This is a genomic window from Sulfidibacter corallicola (genome assembly GCF_017498545.1).
Lineage (GTDB): Bacteria > Acidobacteriota > Holophagae > Acanthopleuribacterales > Acanthopleuribacteraceae > Sulfidibacter > Sulfidibacter corallicola.
In genome coordinates, this window is sequence record NZ_CP071793.1 from 5127738 (window position 1) to 5142760 (window position 15023).

11 protein-coding genes are annotated in these 15023 nt (G+C 62.0%); 5 read left to right on the forward strand and 6 right to left on the reverse strand.

All coding sequences use genetic code 11. From position 1 onward, the window contains the following. The first annotated feature begins 23 nt into the window (after positions 1-23). The 4 genes from J3U87_RS15370 (at position 24) to J3U87_RS15385 (ending at position 5225) form a co-directional block, all read left to right on the forward strand. A complete protein-coding gene (locus tag J3U87_RS15370) occupies positions 24-788 on the forward strand; it encodes a motility protein A (RefSeq protein WP_237383937.1) in 765 nt (254 codons plus the stop codon). Continuing rightward, a complete protein-coding gene (locus J3U87_RS15375; protein ID WP_237383938.1) occupies positions 788-1567 on the forward strand; it encodes an OmpA/MotB family protein in 780 nt (259 codons plus the stop codon). The genes J3U87_RS15370 and J3U87_RS15375 overlap by 1 nt, the downstream gene beginning before the upstream one ends. Before the next feature lie 253 nt (positions 1568-1820). Next, the gene (locus tag J3U87_RS15380) at positions 1821-4064 is read left to right on the forward strand and encodes a thiamine pyrophosphate-dependent enzyme (RefSeq protein ID WP_237383939.1); all 2244 of its coding nucleotides are present in this window, start codon (positions 1821-1823) and stop codon (positions 4062-4064) included. A gap of 99 nt (positions 4065-4163) precedes the next feature. After that, complete coding sequence (locus J3U87_RS15385; RefSeq protein WP_237383940.1) at positions 4164-5225, forward strand: ACP S-malonyltransferase; 1062 nt, start codon at positions 4164-4166, stop codon at positions 5223-5225. A 149-nt stretch (positions 5226-5374) separates the two neighbouring features. Here the strand turns inward: J3U87_RS15385 and J3U87_RS15390 are convergent, their stop codons facing one another. The 3 genes from J3U87_RS15390 to J3U87_RS15400 are packed head-to-tail and all read right to left on the reverse strand — an operon-like array spanning position 5375 to position 8761. Continuing rightward, positions 5375-7726 (reverse strand): PAS domain-containing hybrid sensor histidine kinase/response regulator, encoded by a 2352-nt coding sequence (locus tag J3U87_RS15390; protein ID WP_237383941.1) that lies wholly within the window; start codon positions 7724-7726, stop codon positions 5375-5377. A gap of 4 nt (positions 7727-7730) precedes the next feature. Beyond that, positions 7731-8354: a chemotaxis protein CheX gene (locus J3U87_RS15395; protein ID WP_237383942.1), complete on the reverse strand. Its 624-nt coding sequence runs from the start codon at positions 8352-8354 to the stop codon at positions 7731-7733. Positions 8355-8374: 20 nt separating this feature from the next. Next, positions 8375-8761 carry a response regulator gene (locus J3U87_RS15400; protein ID WP_237383943.1) on the reverse strand — a complete coding sequence of 129 codons (387 nt, stop codon included), beginning with the start codon at positions 8759-8761 and terminating at the stop codon, positions 8375-8377. Between the two features lie 544 nt (positions 8762-9305). Between J3U87_RS15400 and J3U87_RS15405 the strand changes: the two genes are divergently transcribed. Then, complete coding sequence (locus J3U87_RS15405; protein WP_237383944.1) at positions 9306-9494, forward strand: hypothetical protein; 189 nt, start codon at positions 9306-9308, stop codon at positions 9492-9494. A 19-nt stretch (positions 9495-9513) separates the two neighbouring features. On the opposite strand, the gene J3U87_RS15410 is transcribed toward J3U87_RS15405, so the two are convergent. The 3 genes from J3U87_RS15410 to wecB form a co-directional block, all read right to left on the reverse strand. Next, positions 9514-11682 carry a bi-domain-containing oxidoreductase gene (locus J3U87_RS15410; protein ID WP_237383945.1) on the reverse strand — a complete coding sequence of 723 codons (2169 nt, stop codon included), beginning with the start codon at positions 11680-11682 and terminating at the stop codon, positions 9514-9516. Positions 11683-11787: 105 nt separating this feature from the next. Beyond that, positions 11788-13065: a UDP-N-acetyl-D-mannosamine dehydrogenase gene (wecC, locus tag J3U87_RS15415; protein WP_237384503.1), complete on the reverse strand. Its 1278-nt coding sequence runs from the start codon at positions 13063-13065 to the stop codon at positions 11788-11790. Continuing rightward, a complete protein-coding gene (wecB, locus tag J3U87_RS15420; protein WP_237384504.1) occupies positions 13049-14137 on the reverse strand; it encodes a non-hydrolyzing UDP-N-acetylglucosamine 2-epimerase in 1089 nt (362 codons plus the stop codon). The genes wecC and wecB overlap by 17 nt, the downstream gene beginning before the upstream one ends. Between the last annotated feature and the right edge of the window lie 886 nt (positions 14138-15023).

Sequence of the window (15023 nt, forward strand, 5' to 3'; positions counted from 1 at the left end):
CTACCCGGAAGGAGTTCTGATTCATGGATGTCGCAACCGTCGCCGGTCTGGCGATTTCGGTGGTTCTCGTGGCCGCGGCCATTATTGTCGGTGGTAATCCGGTCATTTTCATTGATATCCAATCGCTCCTGATCGTCATCGGCGGCGGCTGTATCGGCGCGCCCATGATGGCCTTCCCCCTGGCCACCACCAAGGGGTTGGTGGGCATCGCGATGAAGGCCTTCTTCGTGAAGACCTACGATCCGGTGGACACGATCAAGTTCATCGTGGAGCTGGCCCAAAAGGCACGTAAAGAGAGCCTGTTGGCCTTGGAAAACGTGGAAATCGAAAACGAATTCCTGAAGAAGGGAATCACCCTGGCCGTGGACGGCACCGAGCCGCCCACCATCAAGGCCATCCTCACCGGCGAGATGACCTATATCAAGAAGCGCCACGAAAACGCCATTTCGGTGCTCAAGTACATCATGGATTCGGCCCCCGCCTTCGGCATGATCGGGACTCTCGTGGGGCTGGTCAACATGTTGGCGACGCTCAGCGATCCCTCCGCGATCGGACCGGCGATGGCCGTCGCCATCCTCACCACGCTCTACGGCGCCCTGGCCGCCAACGTGATCTGCGCCCCCATCGCGCGCAAGTTGGAGTGGTACGATGGTGAGGAAAGCATGCAGATGGAAATCATCATCGAAGGGATCAACTCCATTTTGGAAGGCGACCACCCGGCGATCGCCGAACAGAAACTGATGGGCTTCCTGCCCGCGGCTCAGCGCACGCAATCCGGAGGTGAATGATGAGCGACGAAGCGCCGGCACCTCCTCCCGAACCGTGTAAATGCGAGGCGGGCGCACCCAGGTGGGTCGTCACCTTCGGCGACATGATGTCGCTGCTGCTCTGTTTCTTCGTGTTGCTGCTCAGCTTTTCGACCACCGACGTCATCAAGTACCGCGAGTTGACCGGCAGTCTCAAAGACGCCTTCGGCATGGTGCGCAGCGAACCCGAAACCCAGATCCCGGCCGCCGACAATATCGTGGCCACCCAGTTGGAGATTCCGCTGTCGTTGACCATGCTGGTGACGGTGCGGGCCAAGGCGGTCCGCATGGAGAACAGCAACTCCGAGCTGGAAATGGAGGCCGGAGCCGATTGGGTGCGCATCAAGGTGGATGGCGACGCACTGTTCGAATCGGGTCAATACACCATCAAGCCCGGTGCGGGCTCGATCTTGGACGGAGTCGGCGACATCATCAACGAGTTCCAGGGCACGGTCATGATCGAGGGTCACACCGACTCGGACGCACCCACCTCGGTCCGCTTCCAAAACAAGGAAGGTTATCTGGGCAACTACGATTTGGGTTCGCTGCGGGCGATCAGCGTGCTGGACTACCTGGTGCGCCGCAAGAACGTGGATCGCTCGATGTTGGTGCCGGTGTCGTTTGGGGACAGCAAACCCCGCGAAACCAACGATCTACCGGAAGGGCGCGCACGCAATCGGCGCGTCGAGTTCGAGTTTCGCGCCTCGGCCCAGGCCTTCAATCCCGAATTGGGCGAAACCATTCGTCCCGGCGATCAGTAACCCGGTCATTCGCCGCTCGCGCGTCTGTGCTACAATCGCCGTCTGTTCTCCTGGGGGGGAGACATTTACCCCGCACAATTCATCCATGTCCGCCGAATGGGAGAGATACCGCGAAGCGCTCATGACGCCATCGACACTTCGGTCACGTCGAAAGCCAGGTTCCCTCGGCACAGCGGGTCACATGCAGCGCGCCGTCGGCCATGCCGATCGTTCAAGCGCGTGCTCCCTTGCGGGCAATGGGGAGGTACGATTCATGGCCGTTAGTAGGGTCACTCATGTCGACGAGCGTTTCCGCACCACGATCGCGGCGCTCGGCGACCGTTTCCAAAGAGTTTCACGCAAGCCGACCGATACCGTTTTCGCCAACAATCCGATGACCGTTGCCGAAGCCGTATCGCTGTTTCAATGTCAATTGCAGAGTCGCTGGATCGATTATGTGGCTCGCGAGCTAAAAAACGAAGGACACGGTTTTTACACCATCGGGTCGGCGGGCCACGAGGGCAACGCCATGGTGGGCCAACTCACCCGCCACACCGATCCCGCCTTCCTGCACTACCGCAGTGGGGGCTTTTTCTTCGCGCGGGCGGCACAGGTGCCTGGCCAGACGCCGCTGTTCGATACCTGCCTTTCGCTGACCGCCTCCGTCGAAGATCCGATTTCCGGTGGCCGCCACAAGGTGTGGGGCAGTACCGCGCTCAACATACCGCCGCAAACCAGCACCATCGCCTCGCACCTGCCGAAGGCGATGGGCATGGCCTTCTTCCTCGAACGACGCGACCTGCTGGCGGGCAACAAGGCCGCGCTGCAGGGCAGCCGCGACATTCCCGAAGACAGCATCGTGGTGTGCTCCTTCGGCGACGCTTCGGTCAACCATTCGACCGCGGTCGGTGCGATCAACGCCGCGGCCTGGGCTTCGTTCCAGCACCTTCCGGTTCCGCTGCTGATGGTCTGCGAAGACAACGGCATCGGGATCTCGGTGCGGACGCCCGAGAACTGGGTGGAATCCAACTATCGCAACCGAGCTGGAATCACCTATTTCCAAGCAGACGGGTTGGATATGCGGCGCGGTTATCCCGTGGTGCGTCAGGCGATCGAAGAGTGCCGGCGGCGTCGCCGCCCGGTGTTCCTGCACCTGAAGACGGTGCGATTGCTGGGGCACGCGGGCTCCGACGTGGAAACCAATTACCGCACCCGAGAACAGATCGAGGCCTTGGAAGCACTCGATCCCGTGCTGTCGACCGCGGTGGCTCTGGTGGAAGCCGGGGTGCTGTCGCCCGACGAAGTGCTGGCCATGTACGAGGACACCGCGGCCTGTACCCGCGCGGCCGGCGCCGAAGCGGCCAAGCGGCCGCGCCACACGGCGGCCGCGAGCGTGATGACCCCGCTCGTGCGCGATTTCGACCACCGCGAATTCGCGCTCACGCCCATCGATGGCGAGGTTCGCCAACAGTATTGGGACGGTCGACCGCCGGAAACCCAGCGGCCGCGCCACATGGCGCAACTGATCAACTGGGGCCTGCACGACCTGTGTCTGCGGGAACGCGACGTCTTGGTATTCGGTGAGGATGTGGCCAAGAAGGGCGGGGTCTACACCGTCACCAAGGGCCTTTACGAGAAGTTCGGTGTCGGTCGGGTGTTCAATACCCTGTTGGACGAGCAGACGATTCTCGGCCTTGCCATCGGCGGGGCCCACACCGGGCTGCTCCCGATTCCCGAGATCCAGTACCTCGCCTATCTGCACAACGCCATCGATCAGATCCGCGGCGAGGCCAGTTCGCTCAAATTCTTCAGCGACGGCCAATATCTCAATCCGATGGTGGTCCGCATCGCCGGCTTCGCCTATCAGCGCGGATTCGGCGGCCATTTCCACAACGACAACGCCTTCGCCGCCCTGCGCGAAATCCCCGGGATCATCATGGTCACCGCCTCCAACGGACCCGATGCGGTTCGGCTGATGCGGACCTCGGTGCAGTTGGCCAAGCAGCAAGGTGCGGTGGTGGTCTTCATCGAGCCGATTGCGCTCTATATGACCAAAGATCTGGTGGAAAAGGGCGACTGGTCCTTCCCCTATCCCGATCCGGATGCGGCGATGCCGTTCGGCGAAGTGGGCTTTCACGGCGATCCCGATTCGGACATCCTGGTCATCAGCTACGCCAACGGCTACTACCTGAGCCGCCAGGCCGCCTGGGACCTGGAACAGGAAGGCGAGTCCGTGCGCGTCATGGATCTGCGTTTCCTGTTGCCGCTCAACCGCGAGGCGATCATCGACGCCGCGCGCGGCAAACGTTCCGTGGTCATCGTCGACGAGTGTCGCCAGACCGGTTCGATCTCCGAGGAGGTCACCACCGTTCTGGCCGAGGCCTACGGCGGCAACATGCCCCATATCACGCGGGTTTGCGGCGAGGACACCTTCATCCCGCTGGGCACCGCCTGGGAATACTGTCTGCCGTCGCGCGAATCGGTTCGAGAGGCCATTCGCCAGCGCATCGGAAAGTAGCGACCGCCGGGCGGTCCGCCACGCCGAATTTTCCCCGGCCGGATCGCCCGCCACAGATCCCCCGAAGCCATTCGGGTTTGCATGTATCGAGGAGTCACCATGGCTAGATTGGTAGTCATTGCACCGGGCCGCGGTTCGTACAACCGCGGTGAATTGTCATATCTATCGCGTTTCAAAGAGCATCCGAACTACGCCCAGCGTCAGTCCCTGCTCGCGCGGGCCGATCGTCTGCGGACGGAAGCCGGCCGCGTTTCGATCTCCGATCTGGACGGAGCCGAGCACTATTCTTCGGCGCGCCACCTGCCGGGCGAGAACGCCTCCGCCCTGATTTTCACCTGCTCGGCCGCCGATTACGCCCTGCTCGCCGAGCGCCACCGCGTGGTCGGTGTCCTGGGTAATTCGATGGGCTGGTACAGCACCCTCTACACCGGGGGCGCCCTCGATTTCGACGACGCCTTTCGCGTGGTCGACACCATGGGTTCCTATCAAAAGGGCAACATCCAGGGAGGGCAGCTCATCTATCCGGTCGTCGACGAGCATTGGCAACCCTCGCCGGAACGCGAAGCCGCCGTCGCGCGCGCGTTGACGGAAGTGAACGCCCTGGGGGCCGATCACTGGGTCGGGCTCTCCATCCGCCTGGGTGGGAACCTGGTTCTGGCGGGTACCGATGCGGGGGTGAAGGCCATGCTCGGGACCCTGCCCAAGGTCAAGATCGGCGCCAACGAGTATCCGTTCCAGTTGGCGCGGCACAGTGCCTTCCACACGCCGATCATGGAGGCTGCCTCCCAGCGCGGCAAACAGGAACTGGCCGATATTCGCTGGGGCCAACCGAAGGTGCCGATGATCGACGGGAGCGGTCACTTGTGGCGCCCTTTTCAGACGGTCGAAACCTCGTTGGCCGATTACACCTTTGGGCACCAGGTGGTGGCGCCCTACGATTTCTCCACCTCCATCCGGGTGGCGCTTCGGGAGCTGAACCCCGATCACCTGGTCCTGCTGGGGCCCGGCGAGAGCTTGGGTGGTGCCATCGCCCAGGTCATGATCGCCGAACGTTGGCGCGGCATTCAGTCCCGGGCCGATTTCGTGGCGGCCCAGAAGAGCGATGCGCCGCCGTTGATTTCGATGAATCGTCCGGAGCAGGCCGAGCTGGCCATTCGGTAATTCAGGTATCAGGTATCAGGTATCAGGTATCAGGTATCAGGTATCAGGTATCAGGTATCAGCCAACGATGCGTGGGCAATTTGGTTGAAGGTGCCTGATACCTGAAGCCCGACACCTGATACCGTGGCCATCCCTCGGGATGGCCACTTCTATATTCTGCGGTTGGGGACCCAGCGGTTCAGGGCGCGCTGAAGGGCGTCCTGCTTGACGGGTTTCGTGATGTAGTCGTCCATCCCCACCGCCATGCACTTCTCCCGATCACCCTGCATGGCACTGGCCGTCAGCGCCACGATCGGCAGGTGGTCGCGCGTGCCGGATTCGCCGGCGCGAATGTGCCGGGTCGTTTCATAGCCGTCCATGCCCGGCATTTGACAGTCCATGAACACGATGTGGAAGTGGTTGCGGGCCAGGACCTCCAGCGCCTCGTCGCCGTTCGAGGCCACCGCCACCTTGCAGTCGACCTTTTGGAGCATTTTGCGAATGACCTTCTGGTTGATGAGGTTGTCCTCGACCACCAGTACTTCGATTTCCGGTTGGCGCACCGCCATGGGTTTGCCCTGCTGGCGGTTGTGGAGGGCCTTGGGCGGGCGGTTGCCGTGCTCGGCCGTCAGGGGTTCGATCAGGGGGCGCAAGTCGTCGCGCCGCACCGGTTTCACCAGATTCACGGGCTGCACGCCCTTGCGCGGATGGGTCGCACTGGCTCGGGTGAACACCGAATTCAGGCAGATCCAGCGCGGCATGGGCTGGTGGATCGAACGGGCCAGCATGTGTTGGGCGCCCTCGGCGCCGGTACCCAGGTCGAGAAAGACCAGGTCGTAATTGCGCGGATCTTCCATCTCGTCCAGCAATTCCAGCGCATCTTCCGGGGTGGCGACGTGATCGCAGGGTAGCTGCCAGTATTCGAGCTGGGCCGCGAGATGGCCGGCCGACGTTTTCGAAGGACCGATGAACAGGGCGCGCACGTCGTCGCCCACCGGCTTTGGCGGTTTGTCTTGGTGATTGCCCTTGCTCACGACCGCGGTGAACCAGAAGGTGCTGCCTTGGCCGGGTACGCTGTCGACGCCGATCTCGCCATCCATCAGCCCCGCCAATTTCTTGCAGATGGCCAGACCCAGGCCGGTCCCACCGAAGCGGCGCGTGGTGGAGCTGTCCAATTGGATGAACGGATCGAAGAGGCGCGGTTGGGCCGACGTTTCGATACCGATGCCCGTATCGCGGACCTCCGTGTAGAGCATGCACTCGCGCGGGCTGAGGTCGCTGACCTTGACCGTGATTTCCACACTGCCGTTCTGCGTGAATTTGATGGCGTTGCTCAGCAGGTTGAGCAGGATCTGGCGCAGCCGGAACGCGTCGCCGACCAGTTCCGCCACGTCCATCTGGGGGAACCGGTAACCGATTTCCAACCCTTTCTGGTAGGCCTGTTTGACCACCAGGTCGACGGTTTCCTCCAACCACAGGCGGGGGTTGAACGGATGCGCTTCGAGGCCTACCTTGCCGGCGTCGATCTTGGAAAAATCCAGGATATCGTTGATGATCGCCAACAGGGCGTCCCCCGACTTCTGGATGATTTCGATGTAGTCTCGCTGTTCGGGGTCGACTTGGGTGTCCAGCAGCAGCTCGGCCATGCCCAGCACGCCGTTCAGCGGTGTGCGGATCTCGTGGCTCATGTTCGCCAGGAACCGCGACTTCTGGGCCGAGGCGTCTTCGGCCATTTGCTTGGCCTGAATCAGATGGCGTTCCGTTTCCTTGAACGCCGTGATGTCGCGAATCAGCCAGGTCAGCAGCGGGTAGTCCTTGTGGCGCGAGACGGCCATGCTCAGGAAGCCGCGACGGGTTTCCTCGGGAGCGCCGTAGTCGCATTCGATCTCTTCGCGCACGGTGCGGCCTTCGACGGGTTCCGGCAATTTGGACACCAGCTCGGAAAGCGGCTTTCCCTTGACGCTGCTCTCCGTCACCGAGAAAAGCCGTTCGGCGGCCGGGTTCATGGTGCGGATCACGATGTCGTCGACCGAAGTGCTGAGAATGGCTTCACCCGCGCCGTCGAGGATGTGGGACAGCTTGTAGAGGGTGTCGCCGAGGAATTCGGTCTGCTTGCGCAATTTGACTTCCCGGTTGGCGGCCAGGCTCACGTCGGTGATGTCGATCAGGCAGAAGTGATCGCCCTTATCGCCCTTGAAGGCCTGCAACACCACCTTCTGCGTCATCAGGATGCCGCCGTGCGTGGGATGCTGGAAGGGAAAGGGGTTGGGTGTGAAAGCGGTGGACAGCAGCGAACTCTGGCCCTGTTCCAGGGCCGCGTCGATCGCGCGCAGCAGCCGCGGCGGCAGGGTATCGCCGAACAATTCGTTCAGTGCCTTGCCTTCGGCGCCGGAGGTCGGGATGCCGGAAGCCTGTTGCATCCAGTGGTTCCAGAGGATCACCTTGCGATCGGCATCGAGGATGATGGTGCCGTGGCTGCAGAGATCGCAGGCTTTTTGAAGGATATCCAGAGATAGCGACATGAATTTACATCTCGAGCATGGAGTTCAGATATTCGTCCAGACAAGCGACCAATTGCGTGATCGATTCGAAGTCGAGGAAGAACCCGATATGGCCCTGAAGCTGGAACCGCTGCATGGAAAAATCCATCTTCAGGTACAGGACCCGTTTGTCCTTCATCGCTTCGCCCTCGTCCCCCATCAACACCTCGTTCGGGTGACCGATCATCAAGGAGGGGATTTCCGTCGCGATTTCGAAGCCCAACATGTCCGCCATGGCCGAAAGGCAGGCGTTCAGGACGATGTTGCCCACCTCGCACAGGGCTTCTCCCTCCATTTCCGACATTTGTTCCACCGGAAAGGTCTCGCCGAGCATCAACTTGACCAATTCCAGGCTCTCGCGTTCGGAGTAGAGCATCATCGCGCGTCCCTGGAAGGGACCCTGAAATTCCTCCACCACACTGCAGAGCTTTTCGCCGGAAACCGTGCGCACCTGTTCGCTCAGCTCGCTGATCGTGAGCAGGTGGATCTGGGGAACCGACAACACGATCTCTTCTCCACCGGCAATTTCGCTCAGGGCCGTGGCGGCCTGGCCCACTCCGACGTTAAAGGTTTCCTTGAGAAGATCGACGTGAATGTCGCTGAGGTTCATATCGTCTCCGCTCTTGGCAATCAGGATGAAGCGAGGTGCGGTTCCATCTGGGCCAGCAGCCCGGCAATCTTTTTGGGGTTGAGTGGTTTCTTGAGATAGTGGATGCCCAGCTTCTCGGCCCGTTCCTGTACCGCCTTTTGGATGTTGGCGGTACAAAGCGCCATGCAGTTGGGTGGAATGTAGCTGAAGAGGCGTTCGGCAAGCTCGGTGCCGTGCATGCCTTCCATGTTGTAATCGATGAGTGCCAGCCAGTCGCCGCGATCGGGCGATTCCTTTTCCATGAGTGCCAGGGCCGAGTCGCCGTCGGCCGCTTCGACGATGCGGAAATCGGGGCGCAGGGCCTTGAGCCAGTGTTGCAGCATCATGCGTGCGGCTTTGCTGTCATCGACGAGGAGTATGCTGGTCATGACGATAATCACTCCTGACCGATCGCGGATTCGTGGTCCATTCCGAAAGGCCGGGGACGATTCGGCGGTCCATGTATCTCTAGATCATTTTGGGAACGGTGGAAACGGTGTCACATTATAACAGATCGCGGGACGATTTCACCTGGGCTCACATGCCCTTCTATCGAGACATCCACGGTTGGGACATGAATTTTTTATGGGGAACCCCCTGGCAGTCGTGGACATCCGTCGATGCGGCACTCGGCCCAAGCGGCTTTTCGCGCTTTCGGCACGGCATCGGGAAGCCCGAAGTCGGGTTCGGGAGGAGCGGGATTACGCCTCCGCTGTCTCCGCCAACTTCCGAGGAATCCCGGGTGTGTTCCCTTCGGTATTCAGGGGGGTTTTATCTCCTCGGCCGCGCTCCGGTAAAAAGCCTTTCCCCCGAGTTCAAGGCAACCCGACCCCTGCGGCACGCGGCCTCCGTCCGCCCCATTGTGTATGGATCCGCTCGTTCTTTGGACTGCAGTGTGATACATTAAGCTTTCTGTCTGGGAGGGTCGACCGTATGCAGAGCCACATGCTCCACATGCTCATCACGAGTCTCATTCTGAGCACCAGTTTTCACGTGCTCTATTACGACAAGCGCCAGCACGCCTGGCATCACCACTTCTTGTTGTATTTCGGCATCCTCTTCGTCGGTGGTCTGACCCTCGCCTGGATCATGTTCGGCACCGAGCCCGAGGGTTACTACTGAGCCGATTCTCGGCTTCCGATCACCGCGTTTCGATCTCGATCACGCGACGCTCGCGCATGGCGCGCACCACCGCGAAGGTCGCACGGGTGCTGTTGACCAGCTCCGCGAAGGGAATCGGCGATTCACTTTCGCTGCCGATGGCCTGTAGAAAGGCGTCCAGGCCTTCTTCGTGCCCCTTGCGTAGGCCGCGCGAACTCTTTTTGGAAAAACCCTTGATACCCCAACCCTGTAGTGCGCGGTAGTTGTCCATCACCATCACGCCGCCACCGCCGAAGACTTCGAGCCGCTCTTTGGGATAGGCCTTGTGGCCGCCCGCGAAATAGTTGATGCTGCCGATCGAGCCGTTTTCGAAACTCAGCGAGAGGGTGACGTTGTCTTCCAGGTCCTGTCCCGGTGGGGTTTGCTTGAGGGCCGCTGCCTGAACGATGGGACTTCCGGCCAGGTACTGCAACAGGTCGATGAAGTGGCAGGCCTCGCCGATGATCCGGCCGCCGCCGATTTGGGGGTCGTGGGTCCAGTTATCCGCCGGAATGGCACCGGCGTTACAGGTGAAATTCATGCTCAAGGGGCTCTGGCACCGATCGGCCCAGGCCTTGACCGGTGCGATCAGCGGGGCGAAACGGCGGTTGAATCCCACCATGATCAGCGGGCCCTTGGCGCCGCCCCGCTCCTGGGCCGCCACGACCTGGGCCAGCTCTTCCTCGTTCAGGCACATCGGCTTTTCCACGAAGACGTGCTTGCCGTGACGCAAGGCTTCCAGGACGAAACGGGCGTGGGAATCGTGGCGCGAGGTGATGATGACGGCCTTCACCTCCGGATCCTGAAACATCTGCTGGGCGTCCGTGGTGCTGGTTTGAATGCCGTACTTGTGGGCCGCCGTGGTTCCGCTGACCCCTTGCGAGCTGCAGATCCACTTCATGCGGCAGTCGGACTTGGCCAGGTGCGGCAGAATTTTGTTGGTGGCGAACAGACCGGCGCCGATGATGCCCAACACGTTGGGGGAGCGGCGATCGGCGCCGGCGGCAACCTGGATCTCCACCGTTTCGCTGGTGAGCGGAGCCCGTTCCGCAGCCACGGTTTCGGGTTCGGGGTAGGTCAGCACGATGCCGATGGCCGTCGCGTCCGCCAGTGATTCGTAGGCGACCGCGGCCTCTTCGAGCGGTGCGCGCTTGGATATCAGCGGCTCCACCTGAAGACGGTCGTCGCGCATCAGTTCCAGGACCGCTTCGAAATTGCGTTGTTCGGTCCAGCGCACGAAGCCGATCGGATAGTCCTGGCCGCCCTGTTCGTAGGCGGTATCGTAACGTCCCGGTCCGTAGGAACAGGACACTTGGAAGGAAAGCTCCTTCTCGTAGAAGTCGGCCCGCTTGAGGTTGAGCCCCGTGACGCCCGTGAGCACGATGCGCCCGCGTTTGCGGCTCATTTGGGCCGCTTGGTGCATCAGGTCGTGGCTGCTGGTGGCCGCCGTGACCAGGACCGCGTCGACGCCCCTGCCGTCGGTGAACGTCATGGCGGCCTCGACCGGGTCGACGCCCTCGGCCAGGTTGATCGCGGTGACCCCGAACGCTTTGGCCATGGTGACGCGATCCGGATTGAAGTCGAACCCGATCACGCGGGTTCCGGCCGCGCGCAACAATTGGACCGCCACCAAGCCGATCAGGCCCAGGCCGAAGACCGCCACCGATTCGCCCAGTTGCGGTGCGGTCAGGCGAACGCCCTGGAGGCCGATCGCGGAAATGACGGTGAAGCAGGCTTGTTCGTCGGAGACCTCGTCCGGAATGCGGGCGCACAGGTTCTTGGGAACGCAAACCACTTCGGCATGGGGTCCGTTGGAAATCACCCGATCTCCCGGTTTATAGCCCTGGACGCCCTCGCCCACGCCGATCACGACGCCCGCATTGCAGTATCCCATCGGCATCGGTTGATCGAGGCGGGTGTTGACCGCGTTCAACGTGGCCATGATGCCTTCGCTGCGAACCTTGTGCAGCACCTGGGCGACCTTTTCCGGTTGTTGTTTGGCCTTCATCAGGTAGTTGGCCTTGCCGAAATCCAGCAGCATGCGTTCGGTGCCGGCCGAAACCAGGCTCCGGGCGGTGCGAATCAGCAGGTGGCCGGCCTTCAGGCGCGGACACGGCACGTCCGTCAGGGTGACGTCGCCGTTTCGAAGGTTTTGCAGTACTTGTCTCATGATGCCGGCTCTCTCCTGTCATTGGGCGATCGGGCAGGCCGATGGATGGAGCGCGGGGCTCCGTGTCGGGCGGGGTTTCGCTTCGAAGGGTGCGTCGATCGAGAATCAGCGGTTGTGGGGAAAGCGCCACACGCCTCGGGTGTCGATCACCTGCTTGCCCGCCAGTTGCTCGGGGGCGACCTCGTAGAAGGGTTTGTGGTTGACCAGCAGCGCCACCATGTCGGCCTGCTCCAGGGCCTGCTCCAGGCCGGTCAGCTCCAGCTTGGGGTTGCCCGCCAGAATCGGCGGCAACTTCTGGCAATGGGGCTCCACCACCAGCACCCGAGCGAACAGGTTGTGGTCCATGCGGGCCACGATGTCCAGGGCCGGACTCTCCCGAAAATCGTCGATGTCGGCCTTGAACGACAGGCCCAGGCAGGCGATGGTCGGCTGGTACACGTTGCCGGCCAGCTCGTTGATGCGATTCACCATGTAATCGGTCTTGTACAGGTTGACCTCGCGGGCCTGGCGAATGAGACGCGCGTTTTTCGGGGCGGCCTCCACGATGAACCAGGGGTCGACCGCGATGCAGTGACCGCCCACGCCCGGGCCCGGCTGCAGGATGCTGACCCGCGGATGATGGTTGGCCAGCTCGATCAGCTCCCAGACGTCGATGCTCAATTCGTCGCAGATCAGTGAGAGCTCGTTGGCGAAGGCGATGTTGACGTCGCGAAAGGCGTTCTCCGTGAGTTTGGCCATTTCGGCCGAGCGCGCATTGGTGGAGAGGATCTTGCCGTTCACGAAGGCCTTGTAGAACTCCGTCGCTTGGCGGGTCGATGCCGGATCGATGCCGCCCACGATGCGCGTGTTGTCCACCAGTTCCTTGAGGATGCGGCCGGGCAGTACCCGTTCCGGGCAGTGGGCCAGGAAAATCTGGCCGGGCTGCGGTTCGGCGGGCTCGGTGGTGAAGCGGGGCACGATCAGGTCCTTGCGCAGCTCGCGCAGCCAATCGGCGATCTTGTCGGTCGTGGTCACGGGGCTCGTCGATTCCAGGATGATCAGGTTGCCCGGCTGCAGGTGCGGCGCGATCTTGTGGACCGCGGCCTCGATGGCGCTGATGTCGGATTTGTGGTCCTCGCGGATCGGCGTGGGTACCGCGATGATGAAGGTGTCGGCCTCCTGCGGTTCCATGCTCGCGGTCAGGTTGCCGCTGTTGACCGCGGAGCGGACCAGCACGTCCAGATCGGGCTCGTAGATGTGGATCTTGCCTTGGTTGATCGTGTCCACGATGCGTTGGGACACGTCCACACCCACGACGCGAAACCCCTTGGTGGCGATCAGGCTCGCGGTCGGCAGGCCGATGTACCCGAGGCCCGCGACCACCACTTTATGTGACTTGTTCATCATGCAGCAATCCCTCACAAATGCGTTGAGATGCCTTGCCGTCCCCGTAGGGATTGTGGGCGAAGGCCATGTCGCGGTATGCGGCCGCGTCATCCAGTAGGCGGTGACACTCGGTCACGATGCGTTCCTCGTCGGTGCCCACCAGGCGAACGGTTCCGGCTTCCACCGCTTCCGGGCGTTCGGTCGTGTCGCGCATGACCAGGACCGGTTTGCCCAGGGACGGCGCCTCTTCCTGAATGCCGCCGGAATCGGTGAGGATCAGGTGGGCTCGTTGCAGCAGGTAGACGAACGGCACGTAGCCGACCGGTTCGATGAGGAAGAGGTTGCCGGTCGTGGCCGCGCCGAGTATGCGAAACACGGGTTCCCGAACATTGGGATTGAGGTGCACCGGATACAGGATCTGGACATCTTCGCGTTGGGCCAGGCGCGCCAGGGCGCGGCAGACCGACTCGAAGCCGCTGCCGAAGTTTTCGCGGCGGTGGCCGGTCACCAGAATCAGCTTGCGTTCGCGGTCCAGATAGGAAAACTGTTCGTCCAGGGCGGCCACCTGATCGCGATCTTCGCGAAGCCGGGCCACGATCATGAGCAGTGCGTCGATGACGGTGTTGCCGGTCACGCGAATCCGCTCGGGGGTCACGCCCTCGGCCAGCAGGTTGGCGCGAGCGCCGTCCGTGGGGGCGAAATGCAGATGGGTCAGGCAGCCGGTGACCTTGCGGTTCATTTCCTCCGGCCAGGGGGCGTAGATGTTGCCGGTGCGCAGCCCGGCCTCCACGTGGGCGACCTTGATCTTGTGGTAGAAGGCGGCCAGCGAGGTGGCCATGGTGGTGGTCGTGTCGCCGTGCACGAACACGTAGTCGGGCCGGAAGGTGGCGAACACGCCGCTGACACCGTTCAGGACGTCGCCGGTCACCGAAACCAGGGTCTGCTTGGGCTTCATGATGTTCAGGTCGTAATCGGGCACGATGCCGAAGACTTCCAGAACCTGGTCCAGCATTTCGCGGTGTTGGGCCGTCACGCAGACGCGCACGTCCAGGCGCGTATCGGCCCGGAGCGCGGCGTGGACCGGCGCCATCTTGATGGCTTCCGGACGGGTGCCGAAAACCAGCAAGACCTTGCGACGGGGCGTTTCGGCGGCGTTGGGGCGCGATTCGGTCGGAGGCGTTGGCTTTTCGGGTGAGTTGGTCATGAGTCGCGTTCTGATGCTCCTTGGCGGACCCTGCATCGTGCGGGGTTTCGGGTGATGATCATGTCTCTCTTCAGCCGCGAAACGGCCCGGCGGTGGCTGGGTGGCAATACATTTAAACTGAATGCTTTCATCGAGAAAGGTGTTCGTGGAGCGATCTTTGAAACCGTGTTGATTAAGTGTGCAGCCTAACACATGGCCTGCCATCCCACAACGCCAATCTGGGCCCTGAATCGCCTGTGTTCAAGCGGGGTCGATCGGCCCGATTCTCTGCTAAAACAAAGGAATGGGAGGCCCCATGGATCGGAGTGAGTTACCGGTTCGCGTGTTGCGCCTCGGCGGCGACGAACCCGACCCCTATTTGAAACGAACCACGCCGGCCGAACGCCTGGAGATGATGTGGCCGTTGACGGTAGAAGCTTGGGCGTTCAAAGGGGAGGACGTCAGTGAATCCCGACTTCAAAGACATGTTGTCCGCGTTATTAGAAGATAAAGATGGAATCCTCCTCGGTGGCTTACGCCCTTGCTTGGGGTGAATCCCCATGCTACGATGCTGTTTTCGGCCGTTACCCCTGTCCGAGCACGGCCCTCGACGTCGATCGAGCTTGTTCCAGTTGCGTGACTTTTTCCGGATCGCCTGCCGAGCCGGACACCCCGGGGCCGAAACCGAAATAGCGGCGCGTCCATCGCGCCAGAGCCGATAGGCCGCACTGCGCCCGGTCGAATCCCCCGCGCAATCTGAACCAGCGATCGAGACCCTCGGACGGTTCGAACG